We start from the raw sequence: 24,309 nt of genomic DNA on the forward strand, positions 1-24,309 counted from the left end.
CAGCAGTTAAGCCCTAGAACGCCGGAAGTAGTTGGGGGTTGCCCCCTGTGAGATATGGAAGTCGCTTAGCTTTTATCCGCCATAGCTCAGTTGGTAGTAGCGCATGACTGTTAATCATGATGTCGTAGGTTCGAGTCCTACTGGCGGAGTATAAGAGTATAAATCGAAACGTTCAATTGAGCGTTTTTTTCTATAGATAAATTGTAAAATATAGTACAACAAAAAAACTCATAGCGTTTCATTGGTGTAAACTGTAAGTAACCATACAAACAGAAGCCGAGAAAAAACTATGAACTACTCCCATCTTACCATAACGGACCGAATAAAGATAGAAACCTACTTGGAATTAGGTTTAAAACCTTGCCAAATTGCAAGTAAACTTGGCGTCCATAAGTCTCCCATTTCAAGAGAGTTAAGACGATGCCAAAATGCTTACTCCGCCGTCTTAGCACAGGAACAGTACGACCACAATGCTAAGCAAAAAGGTCAGAAGTCTTGTTTAACACCAAAGTTGAAAAAGGAAATTGAGAACGGTTTAAAATCCTCTTGGTCGCCTGAACAGATTTGTGGGCGCTATCAGCTTGAACAAAAGCCAATGGTAGCTTTTAAAACCATCTATAACTGGCTCTATGCTGGTTTGATTGATCTGGATTTAAGCGTTCTTCGTCGTAAAGGAAAGACTCGACACCCCAAAGAAACACGTGGAAGATTTAGGATTGGCACGTCGATTGCTAAACGTCCTAAAGAAGTTCGGAATCGTGAAACTTTTGGTCATTGGGAACTTAATACTGTGGTGTCTTCCAGAGGCAAAAGCAAGAGGTGTTTAGCGACTTTTCTGGAGCGAAAAACGCGTTTTTACTTAGCTTTCAAGATACCAGATAGAACAGCCAAAGCCATGTTTTCAGCCATCGAACAACTTTGTAAGCTATTTCCAAAAGAGACTCTTAAAACCTTCACTTCAGGCAGAGGAAAAGAGTTCGCCTGCTATCCTCTGGTAGAGAATTTAGGAATTTCCTTTTTCTTTGCGGACGCCTATTCATCCTGGCAGAGAGGAAGCAATGAAAACGCAAATGGCTTACTAAGAGAATATTTCCCAAAGAAAACAGATTTAGCTACTATATCTGATGAGGCTTTGAACAAGGCCTTATATGATATCAATACCGACCACGAAAATGTTTAACTTACAGAACAGCTTATGAAGCTCTAGTGGATGAGTTAGAGTAAATGTTGCGCTTATTCTTGCAATTTATCATTTATAAATATAGTGGACTGTTGAAATTTCAAATTTTATTTTTTAAGTCTATAATTACCTTTTTATTTTATTTTTAGTTCGTTTAGCTTTAAATTCTTCTTTTATAGGATTTGAAGCTTTTTTAGTTCCTTTTTTTGTTAGACTAGTGTTACTAATAAGAAAGGGAATTTTTATATGCTTCAGAAATTTTATGATCGAGCATTTGTTTTTTTGAAACTAGTTGAACAAGAATATGCCTCTTTAGGCCAGAGTTGTGCTGAGTGGGAATCACTTCATCTTCGGTTTTTACTATATTATTTAATCCGATTTAAAATTAAAAGTGATAGGGACTTTTCTCTATATCACTTTAGAACAGCTTATCGCCTATATCTAGATAAATTACTGCAAGGTGGTACAACTCTTATCCAATAAGAAACTCATAAATCATATATCACGAACAATAATCTGTATTGATTTTATATTTTTTAGGATTTTGTTTAATTTTTAAGGTTTTGAATTTTGTTATTTACAGAAATTCCAAATCTTTTCTACTGTTTCTTCTTGATAAAATAGTGTTTTTTTCTTATAATAAATTGTAAGATATAATTGCGGGTGAAATTCCTGCCATGTATATGAGAAAGGACGAGCTCCTAGTAGCTCAGACGAATTTTATTATGACTTCAGTTGTTGTTGTAGGTACCCAATGGGGCGATGAAGGTAAAGGAAAAATTACAGATTTTCTTTCAGCCAATGCGGAAGTGATTGCTCGTTACCAAGGTGGTGATAATGCAGGTCACACCATTGTTATTGATGGTAAAAAGTTTAAGTTGCACTTGATTCCATCTGGAATTTTCTTCCCTGAAAAAATTTCAGTTATTGGAAACGGTATGGTTGTAAACCCTAAATCTCTTGTGAAAGAATTGTCTTATCTGCATGAAGAAGGTGTTACAACAGATAATCTACGTATCTCTGATCGTGCGCATGTTATTTTGCCTTACCACATCGAGTTGGATCGCTTGCAAGAAGAGGCTAAGGGTGACAATAAGATTGGTACTACAATAAAGGGAATCGGTCCAGCATATATGGACAAAGCTGCTCGTGTTGGAATTCGTATTGCGGATCTTTTGGATAAAGAGATTTTTCGTGAGCGTTTGGAACGCAATCTTGCGGAAAAGAATCGTTTGTTTGAAAAATTATATGATAGTGAACCTATTTCATTCGATGATATTTTTGAAGAATATTATGAATATGGGCAACAAATTAAACAATATGTGACAGATACTTCTGTTATCTTGAACGATGCGCTTGATAATGGCAAACGTGTGCTTTTTGAAGGTGCACAAGGTGTTATGTTGGATATTGACCAAGGGACTTATCCATTTGTTACTTCTTCAAACCCTGTCGCTGGTGGTGTGACAATTGGGTCAGGTGTTGGTCCAAGTAAGATTGACAAGGTTGTAGGTGTATGTAAAGCCTATACGAGTCGTGTAGGTGACGGACCTTTCCCAACTGAGTTGTTTGATGAAGTGGGAGATCGTATCCGTGAAGTAGGTCATGAATACGGTACAACAACTGGCCGTCCACGTCGAGTAGGTTGGTTTGACTCAGTTGTGATGCGTCATAGCCGCCGTGTATCTGGGATTACAAATCTTTCATTGAACTCTATCGATGTTTTGAGTGGTTTGGATACTGTGAAAATATGTGTGGCCTATGATCTTGATGGTCAACGTATTGATTACTATCCTGCTAGTCTTGAGCAGTTGAAACGTTGCAAACCTATCTACGAAGAATTGCCAGGTTGGTCAGAAGATATCACTGGAGTCCGTAATTTAGAAGACCTTCCTGAGAATGCACGTAACTATGTTCGTCGTGTAAGCGAGTTGGTTGGGGTTCGTATTTCTACTTTCTCAGTAGGTCCTGATCGTGAACAAACTAATATTTTAGAAAGTGTTTGGTCATAGGAGATTTTTAAGATTAGTTTAAGACAGGTTGGGTATACTATAGGCAGTTACAAGAAGACCTCCTAACTTGTTGTAACAAATATCCTAAACTTTTCTTTTTCATAATAATCTCCCTATTAAGTCACCCCATTGGGTGGCTTTTTTTGTGTTGAGAATCATGATATAATAATAAAATCGACAAGTAGGAAAAGAGAAGAACGATGAATTATACAGTTGAAGAAAAAGAAGCCTTTATGAGAGAGGCTTTGAGAGAGGCTGAGATTGCTTTAGAACACGATGAAATTCCAATTGGTTGTGTGATTGTCAAGGATGGAGAAATCATTGGGAGGGGGCATAATGCGCGCGAGGAGTTGCAACGGGCGGTTATGCATGCAGAAATCATGGCCATAGAGAATGCGAACGTGAGTGAAGAAAGTTGGCGTCTGCTGGATTGTACCCTTTTTGTGACCATTGAGCCTTGTGTCATGTGTAGTGGGGCGATTGGGCTTGCCCGTATTCCAAACGTAGTTTACGGGGCTAAAAACCAGAAATTTGGTGCAGCTGGAAGTTTGTACGATATTTTGACAGATGAGCGTCTCAATCATCGTGTAGAGGTAGAAACGGGAATTTTGGAAGATGACTGTGCAGCTATTATGCAGGACTTTTTTAGAAATAGACGGAAAAAATAATTTCTCTTTAAAAACCGAGGGGAATGTGGTATAATAAATAATGGAGCAACAGTTCTGCGTGAAGCGGGTCAGGGGAGGAATCCAGCAGCCCTAAGCGAGTGTGAATTGTGTGCTCTTTTTTCGTGCTTTTTTCGAATAAATAAGATAAAATAGCCTAGAATAAATGATAATAGAAAAGAGAAAAATATGAAAATTCGTGGTTTTGAATTGGTTTCGAGTTTTACAGATGAAAGTTTGCTACCTAAGCGTGAGACGGCTCATGCAGCTGGTTACGACTTAAAGGTTGCTGTGCGTACGGTTATTGCGCCAGGAGAGATTGTCTTGGTTCCGACAGGTGTTAAGGCCTATATGCAGCCGACAGAAGTGCTCTATCTCTATGACCGTTCATCAAACCCTCGCAAGAAGGGTTTGGTTTTGATTAACTCAGTTGGGGTCATTGATGGGGATTATTATGGAAATCCTGGGAATGAAGGCCATATCTTTGCTCAGATGAAAAATATTACTGATCAGGAAGTGGTTCTCGAAGTTGGAGAGCGTGTGGTTCAGGCTGTCTTTGCTCCTTTCTTAATTGCAGACGGAGATGAGGCAGATGGCGTGCGAACTGGTGGATTTGGATCGACAGGGTATTAAGATGAAGATAATCTTTGTACGTCATGGGGAGCCAGACTACCGTGAGTTAGAGGAGTGTTCCTACACTGGCTTTGGATTAGATTTGGCTCCTTTGTCTGAGAAAGGAAGGCGACAAGCTCAGGAACTTTGGCAAAATCCTTTGCTACAATCGGCTAATCTACTAGTGACTTCAGCAGTAACGAGAGCTTTAGAAACGGCTTTTTATGTATCTTGTGCTACCGGCCTTCCTTTGAGGGTGGAGCCTTTGTTACACGAATGGCAGGTTTACGAAAGTGGTATAGAGAATTTTGAAAAAGCACGTACTCTGTTTTTAGAAAACAAGGGGGAGTTGCTTCCTAATAGTCCTATTCAGTATGAGACAGCTGAAGAGATGAAGGTGCGTTTTTTGGAAACTATGATAAAGTACCGAGACTACCAGACAGTGCTAGTTGTCGCTCATCGAATGCTCATGCGCCAATTTGTACCAGACGAGAAGATTAATTTTTGCCAAGTGATTGAATGTGAGATAGAAATTTAGAAAGAGGTTTATCATCGCAAAGAAAAAAGCGACATTTGTGTGTCAAAATTGTGCTTATAACTCCCCAAAATACCTAGGACGCTGTCCAAACTGTGGATCTTGGTCTTCTTTTGTAGAAGAGGTTGAGGTTGCCGAGGTCAAGAATGCACGTGTGTCCCTGACAGGCGAGAAAACCAAGCCCATGAAACTGGCTGAGGTGACTTCAATCAATGTCAATCGAACCAAGACGGAGATGGAGGAATTCAATCGTGTACTTGGAGGCGGAGTGGTACCAGGAAGTCTCGTACTCATCGGTGGGGATCCAGGAATCGGGAAATCAACCCTTCTCCTACAAGTTTCAACCCAGCTGTCTCAAGTAGGGACTGTTCTCTATGTCAGTGGGGAGGAGTCTGCCCAGCAGATTAAGTTACGAGCAGAGCGCTTGGGAGATATTGATAGCGAGTTTTATCTCTATGCAGAGACCAATATGCAGAGTGTTCGAGCTGAGGTGGAGCGCATTCAACCAGACTTTCTCATTATCGACTCCATCCAGACTATCATGTCTCCTGAGATTTCAGGGGTACAAGGATCTGTGTCTCAGGTGCGAGAGGTGACAGCTGAGCTCATGCAGCTGGCAAAGACTAATAACATTGCCATCTTTATCGTAGGGCATGTGACCAAGGAAGGTACCCTGGCTGGTCCGCGTATGTTGGAGCATATGGTAGATACGGTGCTTTACTTTGAAGGGGAACGCCACCATACCTTCCGTATCTTGAGAGCAGTCAAAAACCGTTTTGGCTCCACTAACGAGATTGGGATTTTTGAGATGCAGTCGGGCGGATTGGTTGAGGTGCTCAATCCGAGTCAAGTTTTCCTAGAGGAGCGTTTGGATGGGGCTACTGGCTCGTCAATCGTTGTGACCATGGAAGGGACCCGTCCGATTTTGGCGGAGGTTCAGGCTTTGGTAACACCAACCATGTTTGGAAATGCTAAACGCACGACGACAGGACTTGATTTCAATCGTGCAAGTCTGATTATGGCTGTTTTGGAAAAACGAGCAGGGCTTCTCCTGCAAAATCAGGATGCCTATCTCAAATCTGCTGGTGGTGTCAAATTAGATGAGCCTGCCATTGACTTAGCCGTTGCAGTGGCTATTGCCTCTAGTTACAAGGATAAGCCTACCAATCCTCAGGAATGTTTTGTGGGAGAATTGGGCTTGACGGGAGAGATTCGACGCGTGAATCGTATCGAACAACGTATCAATGAAGCGGCAAAATTGGGCTTTACCAAGATTTATGTACCCAAGAATTCCTTGACAGGAATCACTCCACCCAAGGAAATTGAGGTCATTGGTGTGACGACTATTCAGGAAGTTTTGAAAAAGGTCTTTGCATAATCCGTGACAAATCCTCTAAAAAATGATAAGATAGGAGAAATATTTGATTATCAAATTTTTGAGGAGGGAATCGTGTCGTATTTTGAACAGTTTATGCAAGCCAATCAGGCTTATGTTGCCCTACATGGGCAGTTAAATCTGCCACTTAAACCCAAAACCAGAGTAGCGATCGTGACCTGTATGGACTCACGTCTGCACGTTGCGCAAGCTCTAGGTTTGGCCCTTGGGGATGCTCATATCTTGCGGAATGCGGGTGGTCGAGTAACTGAGGACATGATTCGTTCACTGGTGATTTCCCAGCAACAAATGGGGACAAGAGAAATCGTGGTGCTTCACCATACAGACTGTGGAGCTCAAACCTTTGAAAATGAAAGTTTTCATGAACATTTGAAACACGAGCTCGGAGTTGATGTGTCCGATCAAGATTTTTTACCATTTCAGGATGTTGAAGAGAGCGTGAGAGAGGATATGCAATTGCTTAGAGAGTCTCCACTGATTCCTGATGATGTGGTTATTTCAGGTGCTGTCTATGATGTGGATACAGGAAGTATGAGAGAAGTATACTAACTTTGTCTCGAAAAAATCTCATCCTAGCATAAAATCGATTGTTAAAATGTAGAATTTTTAGTTTTAATATAGCTAATATAAAATAGTATAAAACAAGGGTATAAATGTTTACTCTTGTTTTATTTTTGATTGAAAAATAAAGGAAAAAGCGCTACAATGGTAGATGGAAAATGTTGTGTAAAAAACAAGTGATACATAAATACCGGAGGAAATCATGTCTTTTTCTGATTTAAAGCTGTTTGCCCTTTCTTCTAATAGAGAATTGGCAGAGCGTGTGGCGCAAGAAATTGGGATAGAGTTGGGGAAATCGACTGTTCGCCAATTTTCAGATGGGGAGATTCAGGTCAACATCGAAGAATCAATCCGTGGAAAACACGTCTTTATCCTACAATCAACTAGTTCACCTGTAAATGATAATTTACTTGAAATTTTAATTATGGTGGATGCATTGAAGCGTGCTAGTGCAGAATCTGTCAATGTTGTTATGCCCTACTATGGCTATGCACGTCAGGATAGAAAAGCGCGCGCGCGTGAGCCAATCACTGCAAAGCTCGTTGCAAACATGCTAGAAGTTGCTGGGGTAGATCGTTTGTTGACGATTGATTTGCATGCTGCACAGATTCAGGGATTCTTTGATATTCCAGTAGATCACTTGATGGGTGCTCCATTGATTGCGGACTATTTTGAACGTCGTGGTATGGTTGGTTCTGACTACGTGGTTGTCAGCCCAGACCATGGTGGAGTGACTCGTGCTCGTAAATTGGCAGAGTTTTTGAAAACCCCGATTGCGATTATTGACAAACGCCGTAGTGTAGACAAGATGAATACCAGTGAAGTGATGAATATTATCGGTAAGGTAGAAGGTAAGACTTGTATCTTGATTGACGATATGATCGATACAGCTGGAACCATTTGCCATGCGGCGGACGCTCTTGCTGAAGCAGGTGCTGTTGAAGTTTACGCAAGCTGTACGCACCCAGTACTTTCAGGGCCAGCTATGGACAATATCCAAAAATCAGCTATTAAGAAATTGGTTGTTTTGGATACTATCTACCTACCAGAAGAGCGTTTGATTGACAAAATCGAGCAAATCTCCATCGCCCACCTCCTAGGGGATGCTATCATTCGTATCCACGAAAAACGCCCTCTTTCTCCTTTATTCAGTATTGAGAAAAAGATTTAATCCTTCACTTGAAATAGATAGTTCTCCTAACAAGTTTCTTTTCTTGCTAGGAGATTTTTTGTAGTCAAAACCTGCAAGCCTATTCAAAATGTGCTATACTGATGAAAAAGGAGGAATTCTATGAGTCAAGAATTTATCAATCCAAGTGATGGTGTGATCCGTCAGTATCTGGCAACCAGTAAAACGTTAGCGGTAGTGGGTTTATCCGATCGTGAAGAAACAACTAGCAATCGAGTGACTAAGGAAATGCAGGCTCGGGGCTATAAAATCATTCCAGTTAATCCCAAGGCTGCAGGTGGGGAAATCTTGGGAGAGAAGGCTTATGCGAGTCTAGCTGAGATTCCTTTTCCTGTAGATATCGTCAATGTATACCGACGTAGCGAGTTTTTACCAGATGTGGCGCGTGATTTTCTCAAGGCTGATGCCAAGATTTTTTGGGCACAACTGGGACTTGAAAGTCTAGAAGCGGAAGAAATCTTGCGTGCTGGAGGATGCGATGACATCGTGATGAATCGTTGCATCAAAAGAGAACATACACGTTTAATTCTTGAACAATAAAAAGGTAGCCATGGGCTACCTTTTTATTTTATAAAGTACCAATCAATGCTTGCATGCCAAGACTGGTGAGGATGATGGCAATCCAGCAAAGGGCTCCAAGAAGAATGGATTTACCGCTGGATCTGACCATGGCTACTAGATTTGTTTTGAGACCGATGGCACTCATAGCCATGATAATGAGGAATTTGGAGAGTTGTTTGAGAGGGGTAAAGAAGCTACTAGACACACCGAGAGAGGTAAGGAGAGTCGTTAAGAGAGAGGCCAGGATAAAATAAAGGATAAAAAGTGGGAAAACTTTTTTCAGTTGTACGCCTTGTTTATTTTTTTGTTGGCGACTTTGCCAGTAGGAGAGAAAGAGAGTGATGGGAATGATTGCTAAGGTGCGCGTGAGTTTCACAATGGTTGCAGATTCAAGGGTATTGGTCTGATAAAGACTGTCCCAGGCACTAGCTGTGGCCGTTACAGAAGAAGTATCATTGACCGCAGTTCCTGCAAAGAGGGCAAAGCCGTCATTAGATAGGTGAAGCCAGGTTCCTAGAGTTGGAAAGATAAGCGCAGCCAAGATATTGAAGAAAAAGATAACGGAAATGGCTTGGGCAACCTCCTTTTCTTTGGCATGGATAACGGGTGCTGTAGCAGCAATGGCAGAGCCACCACAGATAGAAGAACCCACACCAATCAAGGTAGCCAGTTTTGTATCTAGTGCAAAGAAACGCTGGAAGAGGTAGGCGACGATTAAGGAAATCGAAATGGTGGAAAGGATGACAGGGAGTGAGGTTTGTCCGACTGCAAAGACTTGCGAGATATTGAGACCAAAACCAAGCAAGATGACGGCATACTGGAGTAATTTTTTGGAACTAAAGGTCAAACCTGCATCTAGTTGTTTGTAGGGCGAGAGCCAGGGGTGTAGGAGCATTCCTATAAAGATTGCAAAAACGGGTGCACCCACGACGGGGAAAAGTCCTCCTAGAAACCAAGAAATGATAGAAATGAGAAGGCAGGCCAAGATGCCTGCTCCATTTTTTGATAGAAATGACATAAAAACCTCCAATCATAATCTGTTACCATTATAGACCTGTAAACGGGAAAAGTAAAATAGAAAGTGGAAAGCTATTCTATAATGTATTTTTGCGGTCGGGGGGCTTTTGTAGTATAATAGAGATACGGTTTGAGAGTAGGAGGTATCTATGGACTTAACTAAGCGCTTTAATAAACAATTAGATAAGATTCAAGTTTCGTTGATTCGCCAGTTTGACCAGGCTATTTCGGAGATTCCTGGGGTCCTGCGTTTGACCTTGGGGGAACCTGATTTTACAACGCCAGATCATGTTAAGGAAGCGGCTAAGCGGGCCATCGACCAGAACCAATCCTACTATACAGGGATGAGTGGTCTGTTAACATTACGTCAGGCAGCCAGTGATTTTGTAAAAGAAAAATACCAGCTAGATTACAATCCTGAAAATGAAATCTTGGTTACAATTGGAGCGACAGAGGCTTTATCTGCTACTTTGACAGCTATTTTGGAAGAGGGAGATAAGGTGCTCTTGCCAGCTCCTGCCTATCCAGGTTATGAGCCAATTGTCAATCTAGTTGGGGCAGAGGTTGTCGAGATTGATACGACTGAAAATGGTTTTGTCTTGACCCCTGAAATGTTGGAAAAGGCTATTTTGGAGCAAGGCGACAAGCTCAAGGCTGTCATTCTCAACTATCCAGCTAATCCGACAGGAATTACCTATAGTCGGGAGCAGTTGGAAGCTTTGGCAGACGTTTTAGGCAAGTATGAGATTTTTGTTGTCTGTGATGAGGTTTACTCGGAATTGACCTATACAGGGCAAGCCCATGTATCTCTGGGAACGATGCTGAGAGACCAGGCTATTATTATTAATGGCTTGTCTAAATCGCATGCTATGACTGGTTGGCGTTTAGGCCTCATCTTTGCTCCTGCAGCTTTCACAGCTCAGTTAATCAAGAGTCACCAATATTTGGTTACTGCCGCAAACACTATGGCTCAACATGCTGCGGTGGAGGCTTTGACCGCTGGTAAAAACGACGCAGAGCCTATGAAGAAGGAATACATCCAGCGTCGGGATTATATTATTGAGAAGATGACTAATCTTGGTTTTGAGATTATCAAACCAGACGGTGCCTTCTATATCTTTGCTAATATTCCAGCAGGTTACAATCAAGACTCCTTTGCTTTTCTGAAGGATTTCGCCCAGAAGAAGGCTGTCGCCTTTATTCCGGGTGCTGCTTTTGGTCAGTATGGAGAAGGCTATGTGCGTCTGTCTTATGCAGCCAGCATGGAAACGATCAGAGAGGCTATGAAACGACTTGAGGAGTACATGAGAGAAGCATGATTCAGTCTATCACGAGTCAAGGCTTGGTGCTCTACAATCGTAACTTTCGTGAGGATGACAAGTTAGTCAAGATTTTTACCGAGCAAGCGGGCAAGCGCATGTTTTTCGTCAAACACGCTGGTCAGTCCAAACTGGCCCCTGTTATTCAGCCCTTGGTGTTGGCTCGGTTTCTCTTGCGAATCAATGATGATGGACTCAGCTATATCGAAGACTACCATGAGGTGATGACCTTTCCCAAGATTAATAGTGATCTCTTTGTTATGGCTTATGCGACCTATGTGGCTGCCCTTGCAGATGCTAGTTTGCAGGATAATCAGCAGGATGCTCCCTTGTTTGCTTTTTTGCAAAAGACTTTGGAGTTGATGGAAGCAGGATTGGATTATCAGGTTTTGACCAATATTTTTGAAATCCAAATCTTGACTCGATTTGGAATTAGTCTCAATTTTAATGAGTGTGTCTTTTGCCATCGGGTTGGTCAGGCTTTTGACTTTTCTTTCAAATATGGAGCCTGCCTCTGCCCAGAGCATTATCATGAAGATGAGAGACGTTGTCATCTGAATCCCAATATTCCTTATCTGCTCAATCAATTTCAAGCTATTGATTTTGAGACCTTGGAGACTATTTCGCTCAAGCCTGAAATCAAGCAAGACTTGCGCAAGTTTATAGACCAAATCTACGAAGAGTATGTTGGAATTCACCTAAAATCAAAGAAATTTATTGATTCCCTAGCAGACTGGGGACAATTACTAAAAGAGGAAGATAAATGAAAAAAATTGCAGTAGATGCTATGGGGGGCGATTACGCACCTCAAGCCATCGTTGAGGGTGTCAATCAAGCCCTTGCTGACTTTTCAGATATTGAGATTCAACTCTATGGAGACGAAAGCAAAATCAAGCAATATCTAACAGCGACAGAACGCGTCAGCATTATCCATACGGATGAGAAGATTGATTTTGATGATGAGCCGACAAAAGCTATTCGTAAGAAGAAAAATGCCAGTATGGTATTAGCGGCTAAGGCAGTCAAAGAAGGAGAGGCAGACGCTGTTCTCTCGGCTGGGAATACAGGTGCCTTGTTGGCTGCAGGATTCTTCATTGTAGGTCGTATCAAGAATATCGACCGTCCTGGACTCATGTCGACCTTACCGACCATTGATGGCAAGGGCTTTGACATGCTAGATCTTGGAGCCAATGCAGAAAATACAGCTCATCATCTGCACCAATACGCTGTTTTGGGTTCCTTTTACGCGAAAAATGTTCGTGGGATTTCGAAACCACGTGTTGGTTTGCTCAATAATGGAACAGAAAGTAGCAAGGGTGATCCTCTTCGTAAGGAAACCTACGCCTTGCTAGCAGCGGATGAAAGCTTGAATTTTGTTGGAAACGTGGAAGCGCGTGATTTGATGAATGGCGTTGCGGATGTTGTTGTGGCAGATGGTTTCACGGGAAACGCTGTTCTCAAATCCATCGAAGGTACAGCTTTGGGAATCATGGGCTTACTTAAAAATGCTATTACGGGTGGTGGCCTTCGAGCGAAGCTAGGTGCTCTACTTCTCAAAGATAGTCTTAAGGGGTTGAAGACACAGCTCAACTATTCAGATGTTGGAGGAGCAGTCTTGTTTGGCGTCAAGGCGCCAGTTGTAAAAACTCATGGCTCAAGTGATGCCAATGCTGTGTACAGTACGATTCGTCAGATTCGTACCATGCTAGAAACAGACGTAGTTGCCCAGACTGCGCGTGAATTTTCAGGAGAATAAAAAAGATGACAGAAAAAGAAATTTTTGACCGTATTGTAACCATTATCCAAGAGCGACAGGGAGAGGACTTTGTCGTAACAGAGGCCTTGAGTTTGAAAGATGACCTAGATGCGGACTCAGTGGATTTGATGGAGTTCGTCTTGACACTAGAAGATGAATTCGAAATTGAAATCAGTGATGAGGAAATTGACCAACTGCAAAGTGTAGGAGATGTGGTAGCAGTTGTCAAAAGTAAAGAATAGCAAAAAGCAACATGATTTGCATGTTGCTTTTTTGTTTGCAGAAAAAAGAAAAACTTTTAGTAGAAATTGCGAATAAAGAGATGAGAAAGATAAAAGGAGGAATGTTTATGTATGTGACTGGTCTTTATCCGTGGTTCATTAAGTGGTTTTTAAAATAAAAATGAATGAGTTGCTCATTTTCGAATTGTTTTTCGAATAGATAGGTAAGGAAAAAGGGAAGGAGATAAGAAAATGATTTCAGTAATTTACCCAATCTGGCTATTTAAGTGGCTTAGAGGTTAAAGATTAGATATATAGAAAAAAATAAGGAGAAGAAAGATGACAAACTTTGACAAAATGGAACAGAACTTTGCAGCTCTTACAGAAGAAGAGTTGACGGATGTGAATGGGGGATTGATTATTACAGCAGCTGGAATTATTTTAGCAGGAAAAGTAGCAGGTGCTGTGGTTACAATTGGAGGAGCTCTTTATGGAGCAGGATATGCTATTGGAAAAGCATTGCGACCTTAATATGATTAGAAAGGAGGCTTAACAATGAAACAATTTCAAGAATTATCTTTTCAAGAACTTGAAGAGGTTCAAGGCGGTGTTATTACATTAACGATAGGTACGGCAGTGCTTGTAGGCTGGAAAGCAGTAGCAGCTTATGGAGCAGCGGCTACTGTAGCAGGAGGTACACTTGGATTGGGAGTCTATAATGGATACAGAGGGCGTTAGACTATGAACAATCGGAACCTTAATCTCAATACACTCTTACCCAAATTAGCTACTATAGTTCCTTTCTTGGCTATAGCTCTCAATCTTGTACTTCATGTGATTCGTACAGGTTCATTAGTATCCTTTGATTGGCAATGGACTGTAGTTGGTTTACTTGCTTCGGGCTATTTTGGTATTTTTTGTAAGGATTTGACGAAAAATAATCAAAACTATAAAAGATCAATCTGAATGAAAAGGATTTTATGCATGTAAATGGTGGAGTTTTCCCGCCTTTCTTTTCAGGTAAATAGGAGTCTATCATGAAAAAATTCTTATTAGGATTTGCTGAGGGGTATTTTGTCGTATCGATCATTATTTATATCGCAACGTATTTGATTATGAAAAATCCGATTAATACCCTGTTTTATCCAGAAACCTATCCAATTCTACTTGGTCTGTTTTATCTAGTATACAAGTACAAAACAAAAGAAAGTAAGATAGGGAATTGATGAACCATCAGATCGGAGTTTGAGATGAAAGTCGTTCAATTACTACAAAAAGCTTGGCCAGAGTTTATTGTATTGTTTAGTTCAATGGCTTATCTAATGATTAGAATTGTGGCTGATGTAAACAAAATAAATTTACCTACATGGTTTGAATGTTTTGATATACCTACGATTTCATTATTTTTGATGACCTTTATCTTACTTTATAAAAGTAAAGAAAATATCATTTCAGAATAATTTATTTCTGGGCATTCATTTTTTAACGGTTGCTTTAAGCAGGCAGAACTTTCGTTCTGCCTTTTTACATTTAAACGATAGTTTATGCTTTTTAAAGTGCGTTTTAGGCGTAAAAATAGTTTTTTCAGAAATAATTCCCTTATTTCTTCCTTGTTTGGTTAAAATAATCTTACAAAGTTTTTAAGAGATTATTAGAAAAAAGGAGATGGATATGAAATTTGGGAAAAGGCACTATCGTCCTCAGGTGGATCAGATGGATTGCGGTGTGGCTTCCTTGGCCATGGTCTTTGGCTACTATGGTAGTTATTACTCCTTGGCTCACCTGCGAGAGTTAGCCAAGACGACTATGGATGGGACAACTGCTTTGGGTCTTGTCAAGGTGGCAGAAGAAATTGGCTTCGAGACGCGCGCTATCAAAGCGGATATGACGCTCTTTGATCTGCCTGATTTGACTTTTCCTTTTGTAGCCCATGTGCTCAAGGAAGGGAAATTGCTCCACTATTATGTGGTGATTGGTCAGGACAAGAAGACGATCCACATCGCTGATCCAGATCCTAGTGTTAAGCTGACGAAGATTTGCCGTGAGCGATTTGCGCAAGAATGGACAGGGGTCAGTCTCTTTATGGCACCGTCTCCAGACTACAAACCTCACAGGGAGAAAAAACAAGGGCTCCTATCCTTCTTGCCAATCTTACTCAAACAGCGTGGCTTAATTACCAATATCGTTCTAGCGACACTCTTGGTAACCTTGATTAACATTGTGGGTTCTTATTATCTGCAGTCGATCATTGATACCTATGTGCCAGATCAGATGCGTTCGACGCTGGGGATTATTTCTATTGGGCTGGTCATCGTCTATATCCTCCAGCAAATCTTGTCCTATGCGCAGGAATATCTTTTACTTGTTCTGGGGCAACGGTTGTCAATTGACGTGATTTTGTCTTATATCAAGCATGTTTTTCACCTGCCAATGTCCTTTTTCGCGACACGCAGGACAGGGGAAATCGTTTCTCGTTTTACAGATGCTAATAGTATCATTGATGCGCTAGCTTCGACCATTCTTTCTATCTTTTTGGATGTGTCAACGATTTTGATTATCTCGCTTGTCTTGTTTTCACAAAATATAACACTCTTTTTCATCAGTCTGCTTGCACTTCCCATTTATACAGTGATTATATTTGCCTTTATGAAGCCTTTTGAAAAGATGAATCGGGACACTATGGAAGCCAATGCGGTTCTGTCTTCTTCTATCATCGAGGACATCAACGGTATTGAGACCATTAAGTCTTTGACTAGTGAAAGTTCACGCTATCAAAAGATTGATAAGGAATTTGTGGCTTATCTGAAAAAATCCTTTACCTACAGTCGGGCAGAAAGCCAGCAAAAGGCTCTGAAAAAAGTTGCCCAGCTTCTTCTCAATGTTGCCGTTCTTTGGATGGGAGCTGTTCTGGTCATGGATGGCAAGATGAGTTTGGGGCAATTGATTACCTATAATACTTTGCTTGTTTACTTTACCAATCCTTTGGAAAATATCATCAACCTGCAAACCAAACTTCAAACAGCGCAGGTTGCCAATAATCGCTTAAATGAGGTTTATCTGGTAGCTTCGGAGTTTGAGGAGAAGAAAACAGTAGAAGATTTGAGCATGATGAAAGGGGATATGGCTTTCAAGCAGGTTCACTACAAGTATGGCTACGGTCGAGATGTTTTGTCGGATATCAATTTGACGATCCCGCAAGGTTCTAAAGTGGCTTTCGTGGGGATTTCAGGGTCAGGCAAGACCACCTTGGCCAAGATGATGGTTAACTTTTACGACCCTAGTCAGGGAGAGATTAGTCTGGGTGGTGTCAATCTTAATCAGATTGATAAAAAAGCCTTGCGCCAGCATATCAACTATTTGCCTCAACAGCCCTATGTCTTTAACGGAACGATTTTGGAGAATCTTCTCCTTGGAGCCAAGGAGGGGACGACACAGGAGGATATTCTGCGAGCAGTTGAATTGGCAGAGATTCGGGAGGATATCGAGCGGATGCCACTGAATTACCAGACAGAATTGACTTCGGATGGCGCAGGTATTTCTGGTGGCCAACGGCAGCGAATCGCTCTGGCGCGAGCTCTTTTAACGGATGCACCTGTTTTGATATTGGACGAAGCGACCAGCAGTCTGGATATCTTGACAGAGAAGCGGATTGTGGATAATCTTATGGCTTTAGACAAGACCTTGATTTTCATTGCCCACCGCTTGACCATTGCTGAGCGGACAGAGAAAGTTGTTGTCTTGGATCAGGGCAAGATTGTCGAAGAGGGAAATCATGAGGACTTACTGGCTCGAGGTGGATTTTACGCCCATTTGGTCAATAGCTAGAAAGAGGAGAAGATGCAACCAGAATTTTTAGAAAGTGCGGAGTTTTACCATCGTCGTTACCATAATTTTTCCAGTCGAGTGATTTTACCTATGTCACTTCTGCTCGTGTTTTTACTTGGACTTGCAGTTTTTGCAGAGAAGGAGATTAGTTTGTCTACCAGAGCGACTGTCGAACCTAGTCGGATCATTGCCAACATCCAGTCAACTAGCAATCAACGGATTGTGGCCAACTATCTGGAAGAAAACAAGTTGGTCAAGCAAGGCGAACTACTCGTTGAGTACCAGCAAGGGGCGGAGGCTGTCCAGGTCGAAGCATATGCCAGTCAATTGGAGATGTTAAAGGATCAAAAAAAGCAGTTGGGTTATTTGCAATCCAGTTTGAAAGAGGGGAGTGATCAATTTCCAGAGGCGGATAAGTTTGGATATCAGGAGATGTTTCGAGACTATCTCAGCCAAGCTAGTAGTCTGAGGAGCAATGTTTCACAGCAAAATGAGACCATCGCGTCCCAGAATGCAGCGGCTAGTCAAACCCAAGCTGAAATCGGGAACCTCATCAGTCAAACAGAGGCTAAAATTCGCGATTACCAGACAGCTAAGTCGGCTATTGAAACAGGTGCTTCCTTGACCAGTCAGAATCTAGCCTACTCTCTCTACCAGTCCTACAAGTCTCAGAGGGAGGAAAATCCGCAAGCTAAGGCTCAGGCTGTTGCACAGGTTGAAGCACAGCTTTCTCAGTTAGAATCTAGTCTTGCTACTTATCGTGTTCAGTATGCAGGTTCGGGAACCCAGCAAGCCTATGCAACGGGACTGGATAGTCAACTGGAATCGCTCAAGTCCCAGCACCTAGTCAAAGTCGGTCAGGAATTAACTCTTTTGGATCAGAAAATTTTAGAAGCAGAGTCGGGTAAGAAAGTCCAAGGAGGTCTCCTAGAGAAGGGGAAGATTACAGCAAGCGAGGATGGGGTGCTTCACCTTAATCCTGAGACCAGTGAATCTACGATGGCTGCAGAAGGAACCCTGCTAGCCCAACTCTATCCATCTTTGGAAAAAGAAGGAAAAACCAAACTCACAGCCTATCTCAGTTCAAAAGATGTTGCTAGAGTTAAGATTGGAGACTCTGTCCGTTATACTACGACTAATGATGCGAAGAATCAAATTTTCCTGGATTCCACTATTACAAGTATTGATGCGACAGCTACAAAGACTGAAAAAGGAAATTTCTTTAAAATTGAGGCGGAAACCCATCTGCCCCCTGAGCAGGCTGCAAAACTTCGCTATGGCTTAGAAGGCCGCCTGCAGATGATCACAGGAAAGAAAAGTTATCTCCGTTATTTTTGGGATCAATTTTTGAATAAAGGCTAATATTCGTGTTTTTCAGAGGATAAATGATTTTAAAACTGTAAGAGGAGCTTATCTTGCAGTTTTTCTTTACGCTTAAAATAGGAAAAACGTTATTTATTCGTAAAAACCTTGAATTTTTCATGCTTTTATGTTAGAATGTGCTCAAGTAAAACGAAAGGCGAACTTTAAAATGTCAAAACAACTGATCTATTCGGGAAAAGCCAAGGATATCTATACAACTGAGGATGAAAATCTCATTATTTCAACTTACAAGGACCAGGCAACTGCCTTCAACGGTGTCAAGAAGGAGCAGATTGCGGGCAAGGGAGTGTTAAATAATCAGATTTCATCTTTTATTTTTGAGAAATTAAATGCGGCTGGTGTAGCGACTCACTTTGTGGAGAAAATTTCGGACACGGAACAGCTCAATAAAAAGGTTGAGATTATTCCTTTGGAAGTTGTGCTCCGCAACTACACAGCTGGTTCCTTTTCAAAACGTTTTGGCGTAGAAGAAGGTATCGCATTTGAGACTCCGATTGTCGAATTTTACTATAAAAATGATGATTTGGATGATCCCTTTATCAATGACGAGCATGTGAAATTCCTTAAAATTGCGGATGACCAGCAGATTGCCTACTTGAAGGAAGAAACCCGTCGTATCAATGAGCTCTTGAAGGATTGGTTTGCTGAGATTGGCCTCAAGTTGATTGATTTTAAGCTAGAGTTCGGTTTTGATAAGGATGGCAAGATTATCTTGGCAGACGAATTTTCACCAGATAACTGTCGTTTGTGGGATGTAGATGGCAACCACATGGACAAGGATGTTTTCCGCAGGGGATTGGGAGAACTAACTGATGCTTACGAGATTGTCTGGGAGAAATTGCAGGATTTGAAATAATCTGTTTGCAAGAGCTGAAATAAAGGAATAAGAATTGATGGATAAACGTATTTTTGTTGAAAAAAAGGCTGATTTTCAGGTCAAGTCAGAGAGTTTGGTAAGGGAGCTCCAGCACAACTTGGGATTGTCAACTTTGAAAAGTATTCGCATTGTGCAGGTTTATGATGTCTTTGATTTGGCAGAGGACTTGTTTGCACCTGCAGAGAAGCACATCTTCTCTGAGCAGGTGACGGATCATGTCTTGGACGAAGCGGCCGTGCAAGCGGATCTTGCCAACTATGCTTTATTTGCCATTGAAAGCCTGCCTGGTCAATTTGACCAGCGTGCAGCTTCTTCACAGGAAGCCTTGCTTTTACTGGGAAGTTCAAGTGATGTAACAGTCAACACAGCCCAGCTTTACTTGGTCAATAAGGATATTGATGCGACTGAGTTGGAAGCGGTCAAGAACTACTTGCTCAACCCAGTTGATTCTCGTTTCAAGGACATCACGACAGGGATTGCCAAGCAGGAATTTTCAGAGTCAGACAAGACCATTCCAAAATTGACTTTCTTTGAAAGCTATACAGCGGAAGACTTTGCCCGCTACAAGGCAGAGCAAGGGATGGCCATGGAAGTAGATGATTTGCTCTTTATCCAAGACTATTTCAAGTCAATCGGGCGCGTGCCGACTGAGACGGAGCTCAAAGTTTTGGATACTTACTGGTCTGACCACTGCCGTCACACGACTTTTGAGACGGAGTTGAAACACATTGATTTCTCAGCTTCTAAATTCCAAAAGCAATTGCAAGCGACTTATGACAAGTATATTGCCATGCGTGAGGAACTAGGTCGGTCTGAAAAGCCACAAACCTTGATGGATATGGCGACTATTTTCGGTCGTTATGAGCGTGCTAATGGTCGTTTGGACGATATGGAAGTGTCTGACGAAATCAATGCTTGCTCGGTTGAAATCGAAGTGGACGTTGATGGTGTCAAGGAACCTTGGCTCCTTATGTTCAAAAACGAAACCCACAACCACCCAACGGAAATTGAACCATTTGGTGGCGCGGCTACTTGTATCGGTGGCGCCATTCGTGACCCATTGTCAGGCCGTTCCTACGTTTACCAAGCCATGCGTATCTCAGGTGCTGGTGATATTACAGCGCCGATTTCAGAAACTCGTGCTGGTAAATTGCCACAACAGGTCATTTCTAAAACAGCGGCTCACGGTTATTCTTCGTATGGTAACCAGATTGGTCTTGCAACGACCTACGTTCGTGAGTATTTCCACCCAGGCTTTGTAGCTAAACGCATGGAGCTTGGTGCCGTTGTCGGTGCGGCTCCCAAGGGCAACGTTGTCCGTGAAAAACCGGAAGCCGGTGATGTGATTATCTTGCTCGGTGGTAAGACTGGACGTGATGGTGTCGGTGGTGCGACAGGGTCTTCTAAGGTTCAAACAGTTGAGTCTGTGGAGACTGCTGGTGCTGAGGTTCAAAAAGGGAATGCCATCGAAGAACGCAAGATTCAACGTCTTTTCCGTAATGGCGATGTCACTCGTCTCATCAAGAAATCCAACGACTTTGGAGCAGGTGGTGTCTGTGTGGCTATCGGTGAATTGGCAGATGGTCTTGAAATCGACCTCAACAAGGTTCCTCTTAAATACCAAGGTTTGAACGGTACAGAAATTGCTATCTCTGAATCACAAGAACGGATGGCAGTTGTGGTGCGTCCTGAGGATGTAGATGCCTTCGTTGCAGAATGTAATAAAGAAAATATTGACGCTGTTGTGGTGGCGGCAGTAACTGAAAAACCAAATCTTGTCATGCACTGGAATGGTGAAACCATCGTCGACTTGGAACGTCGTTTCCTTGATACAAACGGTGTGCGCGTAGTCGTTGATGCAAAGGTAGTGGACAAGGATGTCGAACTTCCAGAAGAACGTCAAACATCTGCTGACACACTTGAAGCTGATACCCTTGCGGTTCTATCTGATCTCAACCATGCGAGTCAAAAAGGATTGCAAACCATCTTTGACTGTTCGGTCGGTCGTTCTACAGTCAATCACCCACTTGGTGGTCGCTACCAACTCACACCAACTGAGGCATCTGTGCAGAAATTGCCAGTTCAACACGGTGTGACTCACACTGCGTCTGTCATGGCGCAAGGTTTCAACCCTTATGTGGCAGAATGGTCTCCATACCACGGTGCTGCCTATGCGGTTATCGAAGCAACCGCTCGTTTGGTGGCTGCTGGTGCAAACTGGTCTAAGGCTCGCTTCTCTTACCAAGAGTATTTCGAACGCATGGATAAACAAGCGGAGCGTTTTGGTCAGCCAGTAGCGGCTCTTCTAGGATCTATCGAAGCACAAATCCAGCTTGGCTTGCCATCTATCGGTGGTAAGGACTCCATGTCTGGTACCTTTGAAGAATTGACCGTACCGCCAACCTTGGTTGCCTTTGGGGTGACGACGGCAGATAGCTGTAAGGTCCTTTCTCCAGAATTTAAAGCTGCTGGTGAAAACATCTACTACATTCCAGGTCAAGCCCTCTCTGCAGAGATTGATTTTGATTTAATTAAGCAAAACTTTGCTCAGTTTGAAGCCATCCAAGCTGAACACAAAGTAACGGCAGCTTCAGCTGTTAAATACGGTGGTGTTCTTGAAAGTTTGGCTCTTGCTACCTTTGGGAACCATATCGGTGCAGAGGTGACCTTGCCTGAACTTGAGACTGCATTAACAGCTCAATTAGGTGGATTTGTATTCACATCTCCTGAAGAAATCATTGGAGTGGAGAAGATTGGACAAACAAGTGCCGACTTTACACTCCTTGTCAACGGTGTGAAGCTAGATGGACACAAGCTTGACAGTGCTTTCCAAGGAAAACTGGAAGAAGTCTATCCAACTGAATTTGCCCAAGCGAAAGAACTGGACGAAGTACCTGCTGTGGCATCAGATGCTGTGATTAAAGCCAAAGAAACAGTTGAGAAACCAGTGGTTTATATCCCAGTATTCCCAGGAACCAACTCAGAATATGACTCAGCCAAGGCCTTTGAGAAAGAAGGTGCAGAGGTTAACTTGGTGCCATTCGTGACCTTGAATGAAGAAGCTATTGTCAAGTCAGTTGAAACCATGGTTGACAATATTGGTAAGGCTAACATCCTCTTTTTTGCAGGTGGATTCTCAGCTGCAGACGAGCCAGATGGATCCGCTAAGTTTATCGTCAACATCCTGCTTAATGAAAAAGTACGTGCAGCTATTGATAGCTTTATCTCTCGTGGTGGTTTGATTATCGGTATCTGTAATGGATTCCAAGCTCTTGTCAAATCAGGTCTTCTTCCATACGGTAACTTCGAGGATGCAAGCAGCACTAGTCCAACCCTCTTCTACAATGATGCCAACCAGCACGTGGCCAAGATGGTGGAAACTCGGATTGCCAATACCAACTCACCATGGTTGGCTGGAGTGCAAGTGGGCGATATCCACGCTATTCCTGTTTCGCACGGTGAAGGGAAGTTTGTTGTGACAGCTGAGGAATTTGCAGAGCTCCGTGACAATGGCCAAATTTTCAGCCAATACGTTGATTTTGACGGCAAACCAAGTATGGATTCCAAGTACAATCCGAATGGTTCTGTAAATGCCATCGAAGGAATTACCAGCAAGAATGGTCAAATCATCGGTAAAATGGGACACTCAGAACGTTATGAAGACGGTCTCTTCCAAAACATCCCAGGAAATAAAGACCAGCACCTGTTTGCGTCAGCTGTGCGTTATTTCACAGGGAAATAAAAGGTATAAAAAATGACATACGAAGTAAAATCTCTTAATGAAGAATGTGGTGTTTTCGGTATCTGGGGACATCCAGATGCTGCTAAATTGACCTATTTTGGTCTCCACAGTCTTCAGCACCGTGGTCAGGAAGGGGCAGGAATCCTCTCCAATGATCAGGGGAACTTGAAGCGTCATCGTGACATGGGGCTTTTATCAGAAGTGTTCAGAAATCCAGCTAATTTGGATAAATTGACAGGAATGAGCGCGATTGGGCATGTGCGTTATGCGACTGCTGGCGAAGCTTCTGTTGATAACATCCAGCCCTTCCTATTTCGCTTTCATGATATGCAGTTTGGACTTGCTCACAACGGAAACTTGACCAATGCCGAATCGCTCAAGAAAGAATTGGAACAAAGAGGAGCTATTTTCAGTTCAACTTCGGACTCGGAAATCTTGGCTCACCTCATTCGTCGGAGTCACAATCCGAACTTGATGGGCAAAATCAAGGAGGCGCTCAGCCTTGTCAAAGGTGGATTTGCTTATATCTTGCTATTTGAGAATAAGTTGATTGCTGCGCTTGATCCTAATGGCTTCCGTCCGCTTTCAATCGGGAAAATGGCAAACGGAGCGGTGGTGGTTTCATCAGAAACCTGTGCCTTTGAGGTCATCGGTGCCGAGTGGATTCGTGATGTAAAACCAGGGGAGATTGTAATCGTAGATGACAATGGGATTCAGTACGATAGCTATACGAATGATACCCAGTTGGCGATTTGTTCTATGGAGTATATCTATTTTGCTCGCCCTGACTCTAACATCCATGGGGTCAATGTCCATACAGCTCGCAAACGTATGGGGGCTCAATTAGCCCGTGAATTCAAGCATGAGGCGGATATCGTAGTCGGTGTGCCCAATTCTTCACTCAGTGCAGCTATGGGCTTTGCGGAAGAATCCGGTCTGCCAAATGAAATGGGGCTGATCAAAAACCAATATACCCAACGCACCTTTATCCAACCGACTCAAGAATTGCGTGAGCAAGGGGTGCGGATGAAACTGTCTGCTGTTTCGGGTGTTGTCAAAGGCAAACGTGTGGTGATGGTGGATGATTCCATTGTCCGCGGGACAACCTCTCGCCGTATCGTTCAGCTCTTGAAAGAAGCAGGTGCGTCTGAGGTTCACGTTGCTATTGGAAGTCCAGCGCTAGCTTATCCATGTTTTTACGGGATTGATATCCAGACGCGTCAGGAGTTGATTGCTGCCAATCATACGGTCGAAGAAACCTGCCAAATCATTGGTGCGGATAGCCTGACCTATCTTTCGATTGATGGCTTGATTAATTCTATCGGCATCGAAACAGATGCGCCCAATGGCGGTCTCTGTGTCGCTTACTTTGACGGCGACTACCCAACTCCTCTCTACGACTATGAGGAAGAATATCGTAGAAGTTTGGAAGAAAAGACCAGTTTTTACAAATAGGCG

At 42.5% G+C, this 24,309-nt stretch carries 24 protein-coding genes, 1 tRNA gene, 1 other RNA gene and 1 pseudogene; 26 read left to right on the plus strand and 1 reads right to left on the minus strand.

Annotation, left to right across the window (positions count from 1 at the left end; genetic code table 11):
• Positions 1–75 precede the first annotated feature (75 nt).
• The 12 genes and pseudogenes from HMPREF1125_RS05345 to HMPREF1125_RS05390 all read left to right on the plus strand — a co-directional run bounded on the left by HMPREF1125_RS05345 (position 76) and on the right by HMPREF1125_RS05390 (position 8,690).
• Positions 76–149 (plus strand) — tRNA-Asn (locus HMPREF1125_RS05345).
• A gap of 140 nt (positions 150–289) precedes the next feature.
• Positions 290–1,224, plus strand: a pseudogene (locus HMPREF1125_RS05350) (IS30 family transposase).
• A gap of 202 nt (positions 1,225–1,426) precedes the next feature.
• The gene (gene comW, locus HMPREF1125_RS12860) at positions 1,427–1,663 is read left to right on the plus strand and encodes a sigma(X)-activator ComW (protein WP_000939508.1); all 237 of its coding nucleotides are present in this window, start codon (positions 1,427–1,429) and stop codon (positions 1,661–1,663) included.
• 242 nt (positions 1,664–1,905) lie between these two features.
• Complete coding sequence (locus HMPREF1125_RS05355; RefSeq protein WP_000205046.1) at positions 1,906–3,192, plus strand: adenylosuccinate synthase; 1,287 nt, start codon at positions 1,906–1,908, stop codon at positions 3,190–3,192.
• Positions 3,193–3,392: 200 nt separating this feature from the next.
• Complete coding sequence (gene tadA, locus HMPREF1125_RS05360; protein ID WP_001110101.1) at positions 3,393–3,860, plus strand: tRNA adenosine(34) deaminase TadA; 468 nt, start codon at positions 3,393–3,395, stop codon at positions 3,858–3,860.
• A 32-nt stretch (positions 3,861–3,892) separates the two neighbouring features.
• Positions 3,893–3,991, plus strand: an RNA gene (ffs, locus tag HMPREF1125_RS12500) — signal recognition particle sRNA small type.
• A 55-nt stretch (positions 3,992–4,046) separates the two neighbouring features.
• On the plus strand, positions 4,047–4,490 hold the full coding sequence (locus HMPREF1125_RS05365) for a dUTP diphosphatase (protein ID WP_000701997.1): 444 nt from the start codon (positions 4,047–4,049) through the stop codon (positions 4,488–4,490).
• Positions 4,450–5,007, plus strand: a complete 558-nt coding sequence (locus tag HMPREF1125_RS05370; protein WP_000742055.1) for a histidine phosphatase family protein — start codon at positions 4,450–4,452, stop codon at positions 5,005–5,007. The genes HMPREF1125_RS05365 and HMPREF1125_RS05370 overlap by 41 nt, the downstream gene beginning before the upstream one ends.
• 13 nt (positions 5,008–5,020) lie before the next feature.
• Complete coding sequence (radA, locus tag HMPREF1125_RS05375) at positions 5,021–6,382, plus strand: DNA repair protein RadA (protein WP_080585586.1); 1,362 nt, start codon at positions 5,021–5,023, stop codon at positions 6,380–6,382.
• Positions 6,383–6,454: 72 nt separating this feature from the next.
• Positions 6,455–6,949: a beta-class carbonic anhydrase gene (locus tag HMPREF1125_RS05380; RefSeq protein ID WP_025170864.1), complete on the plus strand. Its 495-nt coding sequence runs from the start codon at positions 6,455–6,457 to the stop codon at positions 6,947–6,949.
• Positions 6,950–7,163: 214 nt separating this feature from the next.
• Complete coding sequence (locus tag HMPREF1125_RS05385; RefSeq protein ID WP_000010175.1) at positions 7,164–8,132, plus strand: ribose-phosphate diphosphokinase; 969 nt, start codon at positions 7,164–7,166, stop codon at positions 8,130–8,132.
• Between the two features lie 120 nt (positions 8,133–8,252).
• A complete protein-coding gene (locus tag HMPREF1125_RS05390) occupies positions 8,253–8,690 on the plus strand; it encodes a CoA-binding protein (RefSeq protein WP_000076478.1) in 438 nt (145 codons plus the stop codon).
• A gap of 28 nt (positions 8,691–8,718) precedes the next feature.
• On the opposite strand, the gene HMPREF1125_RS05395 is transcribed toward HMPREF1125_RS05390, so the two are convergent.
• Positions 8,719–9,729, minus strand: a complete 1,011-nt coding sequence (locus tag HMPREF1125_RS05395) for a YeiH family protein (RefSeq protein WP_000009131.1) — start codon at positions 9,727–9,729, stop codon at positions 8,719–8,721.
• 148 nt (positions 9,730–9,877) lie between these two features.
• Here HMPREF1125_RS05395 and HMPREF1125_RS05400 point away from each other — a divergent pair, with 148 nt between their 5' ends.
• From HMPREF1125_RS05400 to purF, 14 genes are all read left to right on the plus strand, one after another.
• Positions 9,878–11,047 (plus strand): pyridoxal phosphate-dependent aminotransferase, encoded by a 1,170-nt coding sequence (locus HMPREF1125_RS05400; RefSeq protein WP_000366365.1) that lies wholly within the window; start codon positions 9,878–9,880, stop codon positions 11,045–11,047.
• Entirely contained in the window at positions 11,044–11,814 is a 771-nt protein-coding gene (recO, locus tag HMPREF1125_RS05405) for a DNA repair protein RecO (RefSeq protein WP_000616134.1), read from the plus strand. Before HMPREF1125_RS05400 ends, recO begins: the two co-directional genes overlap by 4 nt.
• On the plus strand, positions 11,811–12,803 hold the full coding sequence (gene plsX, locus HMPREF1125_RS05410) for a phosphate acyltransferase PlsX (protein ID WP_000717422.1): 993 nt from the start codon (positions 11,811–11,813) through the stop codon (positions 12,801–12,803). The genes recO and plsX overlap by 4 nt, the downstream gene beginning before the upstream one ends.
• Positions 12,804–12,808: 5 nt before the next feature.
• Positions 12,809–13,045 carry an acyl carrier protein gene (locus HMPREF1125_RS05415; protein ID WP_000136438.1) on the plus strand — a complete coding sequence of 79 codons (237 nt, stop codon included), beginning with the start codon at positions 12,809–12,811 and terminating at the stop codon, positions 13,043–13,045.
• 318 nt (positions 13,046–13,363) lie between these two features.
• Entirely contained in the window at positions 13,364–13,555 is a 192-nt protein-coding gene (locus HMPREF1125_RS05420; RefSeq protein WP_000180812.1) for a class IIb bacteriocin, lactobin A/cerein 7B family, read from the plus strand.
• A gap of 24 nt (positions 13,556–13,579) precedes the next feature.
• Positions 13,580–13,762 carry a Blp family class II bacteriocin gene (locus HMPREF1125_RS05425; RefSeq protein ID WP_000808856.1) on the plus strand — a complete coding sequence of 61 codons (183 nt, stop codon included), beginning with the start codon at positions 13,580–13,582 and terminating at the stop codon, positions 13,760–13,762.
• Positions 13,763–13,765: 3 nt separating this feature from the next.
• Positions 13,766–13,990 (plus strand): bacteriocin immunity protein, encoded by a 225-nt coding sequence (locus HMPREF1125_RS12865; protein WP_080585587.1) that lies wholly within the window; start codon positions 13,766–13,768, stop codon positions 13,988–13,990.
• Between the two features lie 71 nt (positions 13,991–14,061).
• Positions 14,062–14,250 (plus strand): hypothetical protein, encoded by a 189-nt coding sequence (locus HMPREF1125_RS05430; RefSeq protein ID WP_000714130.1) that lies wholly within the window; start codon positions 14,062–14,064, stop codon positions 14,248–14,250.
• A 24-nt stretch (positions 14,251–14,274) separates the two neighbouring features.
• Complete coding sequence (locus HMPREF1125_RS05435) at positions 14,275–14,484, plus strand: hypothetical protein (RefSeq protein ID WP_000869800.1); 210 nt, start codon at positions 14,275–14,277, stop codon at positions 14,482–14,484.
• A 211-nt stretch (positions 14,485–14,695) separates the two neighbouring features.
• Positions 14,696–16,849, plus strand: a complete 2,154-nt coding sequence (gene comA, locus HMPREF1125_RS05440) for a peptide cleavage/export ABC transporter ComA (protein WP_000668314.1) — start codon at positions 14,696–14,698, stop codon at positions 16,847–16,849.
• A gap of 12 nt (positions 16,850–16,861) precedes the next feature.
• Positions 16,862–18,211, plus strand: coding sequence for a competence pheromone export protein ComB (comB, locus tag HMPREF1125_RS05445; protein ID WP_001182202.1), 1,350 nt, complete (start codon positions 16,862–16,864; stop codon positions 18,209–18,211).
• Between the two features lie 169 nt (positions 18,212–18,380).
• Complete coding sequence (gene purC / locus HMPREF1125_RS05450; RefSeq protein WP_000043278.1) at positions 18,381–19,088, plus strand: phosphoribosylaminoimidazolesuccinocarboxamide synthase; 708 nt, start codon at positions 18,381–18,383, stop codon at positions 19,086–19,088.
• Between the two features lie 37 nt (positions 19,089–19,125).
• Positions 19,126–22,851, plus strand: coding sequence for a phosphoribosylformylglycinamidine synthase (locus HMPREF1125_RS05455; protein ID WP_000361225.1), 3,726 nt, complete (start codon positions 19,126–19,128; stop codon positions 22,849–22,851).
• Between the two features lie 12 nt (positions 22,852–22,863).
• Positions 22,864–24,306, plus strand: a complete 1,443-nt coding sequence (gene purF / locus HMPREF1125_RS05460) for an amidophosphoribosyltransferase (RefSeq protein WP_000220621.1) — start codon at positions 22,864–22,866, stop codon at positions 24,304–24,306.
• The last annotated feature ends 3 nt before the right edge of the window (positions 24,307–24,309 follow it).

Origin of the sequence: Streptococcus oralis SK304 (genome assembly GCF_000287715.1) — a bacterium.
GTDB classification, from domain to species: Bacteria; Bacillota; Bacilli; order Lactobacillales; family Streptococcaceae; genus Streptococcus; species Streptococcus oralis_Y.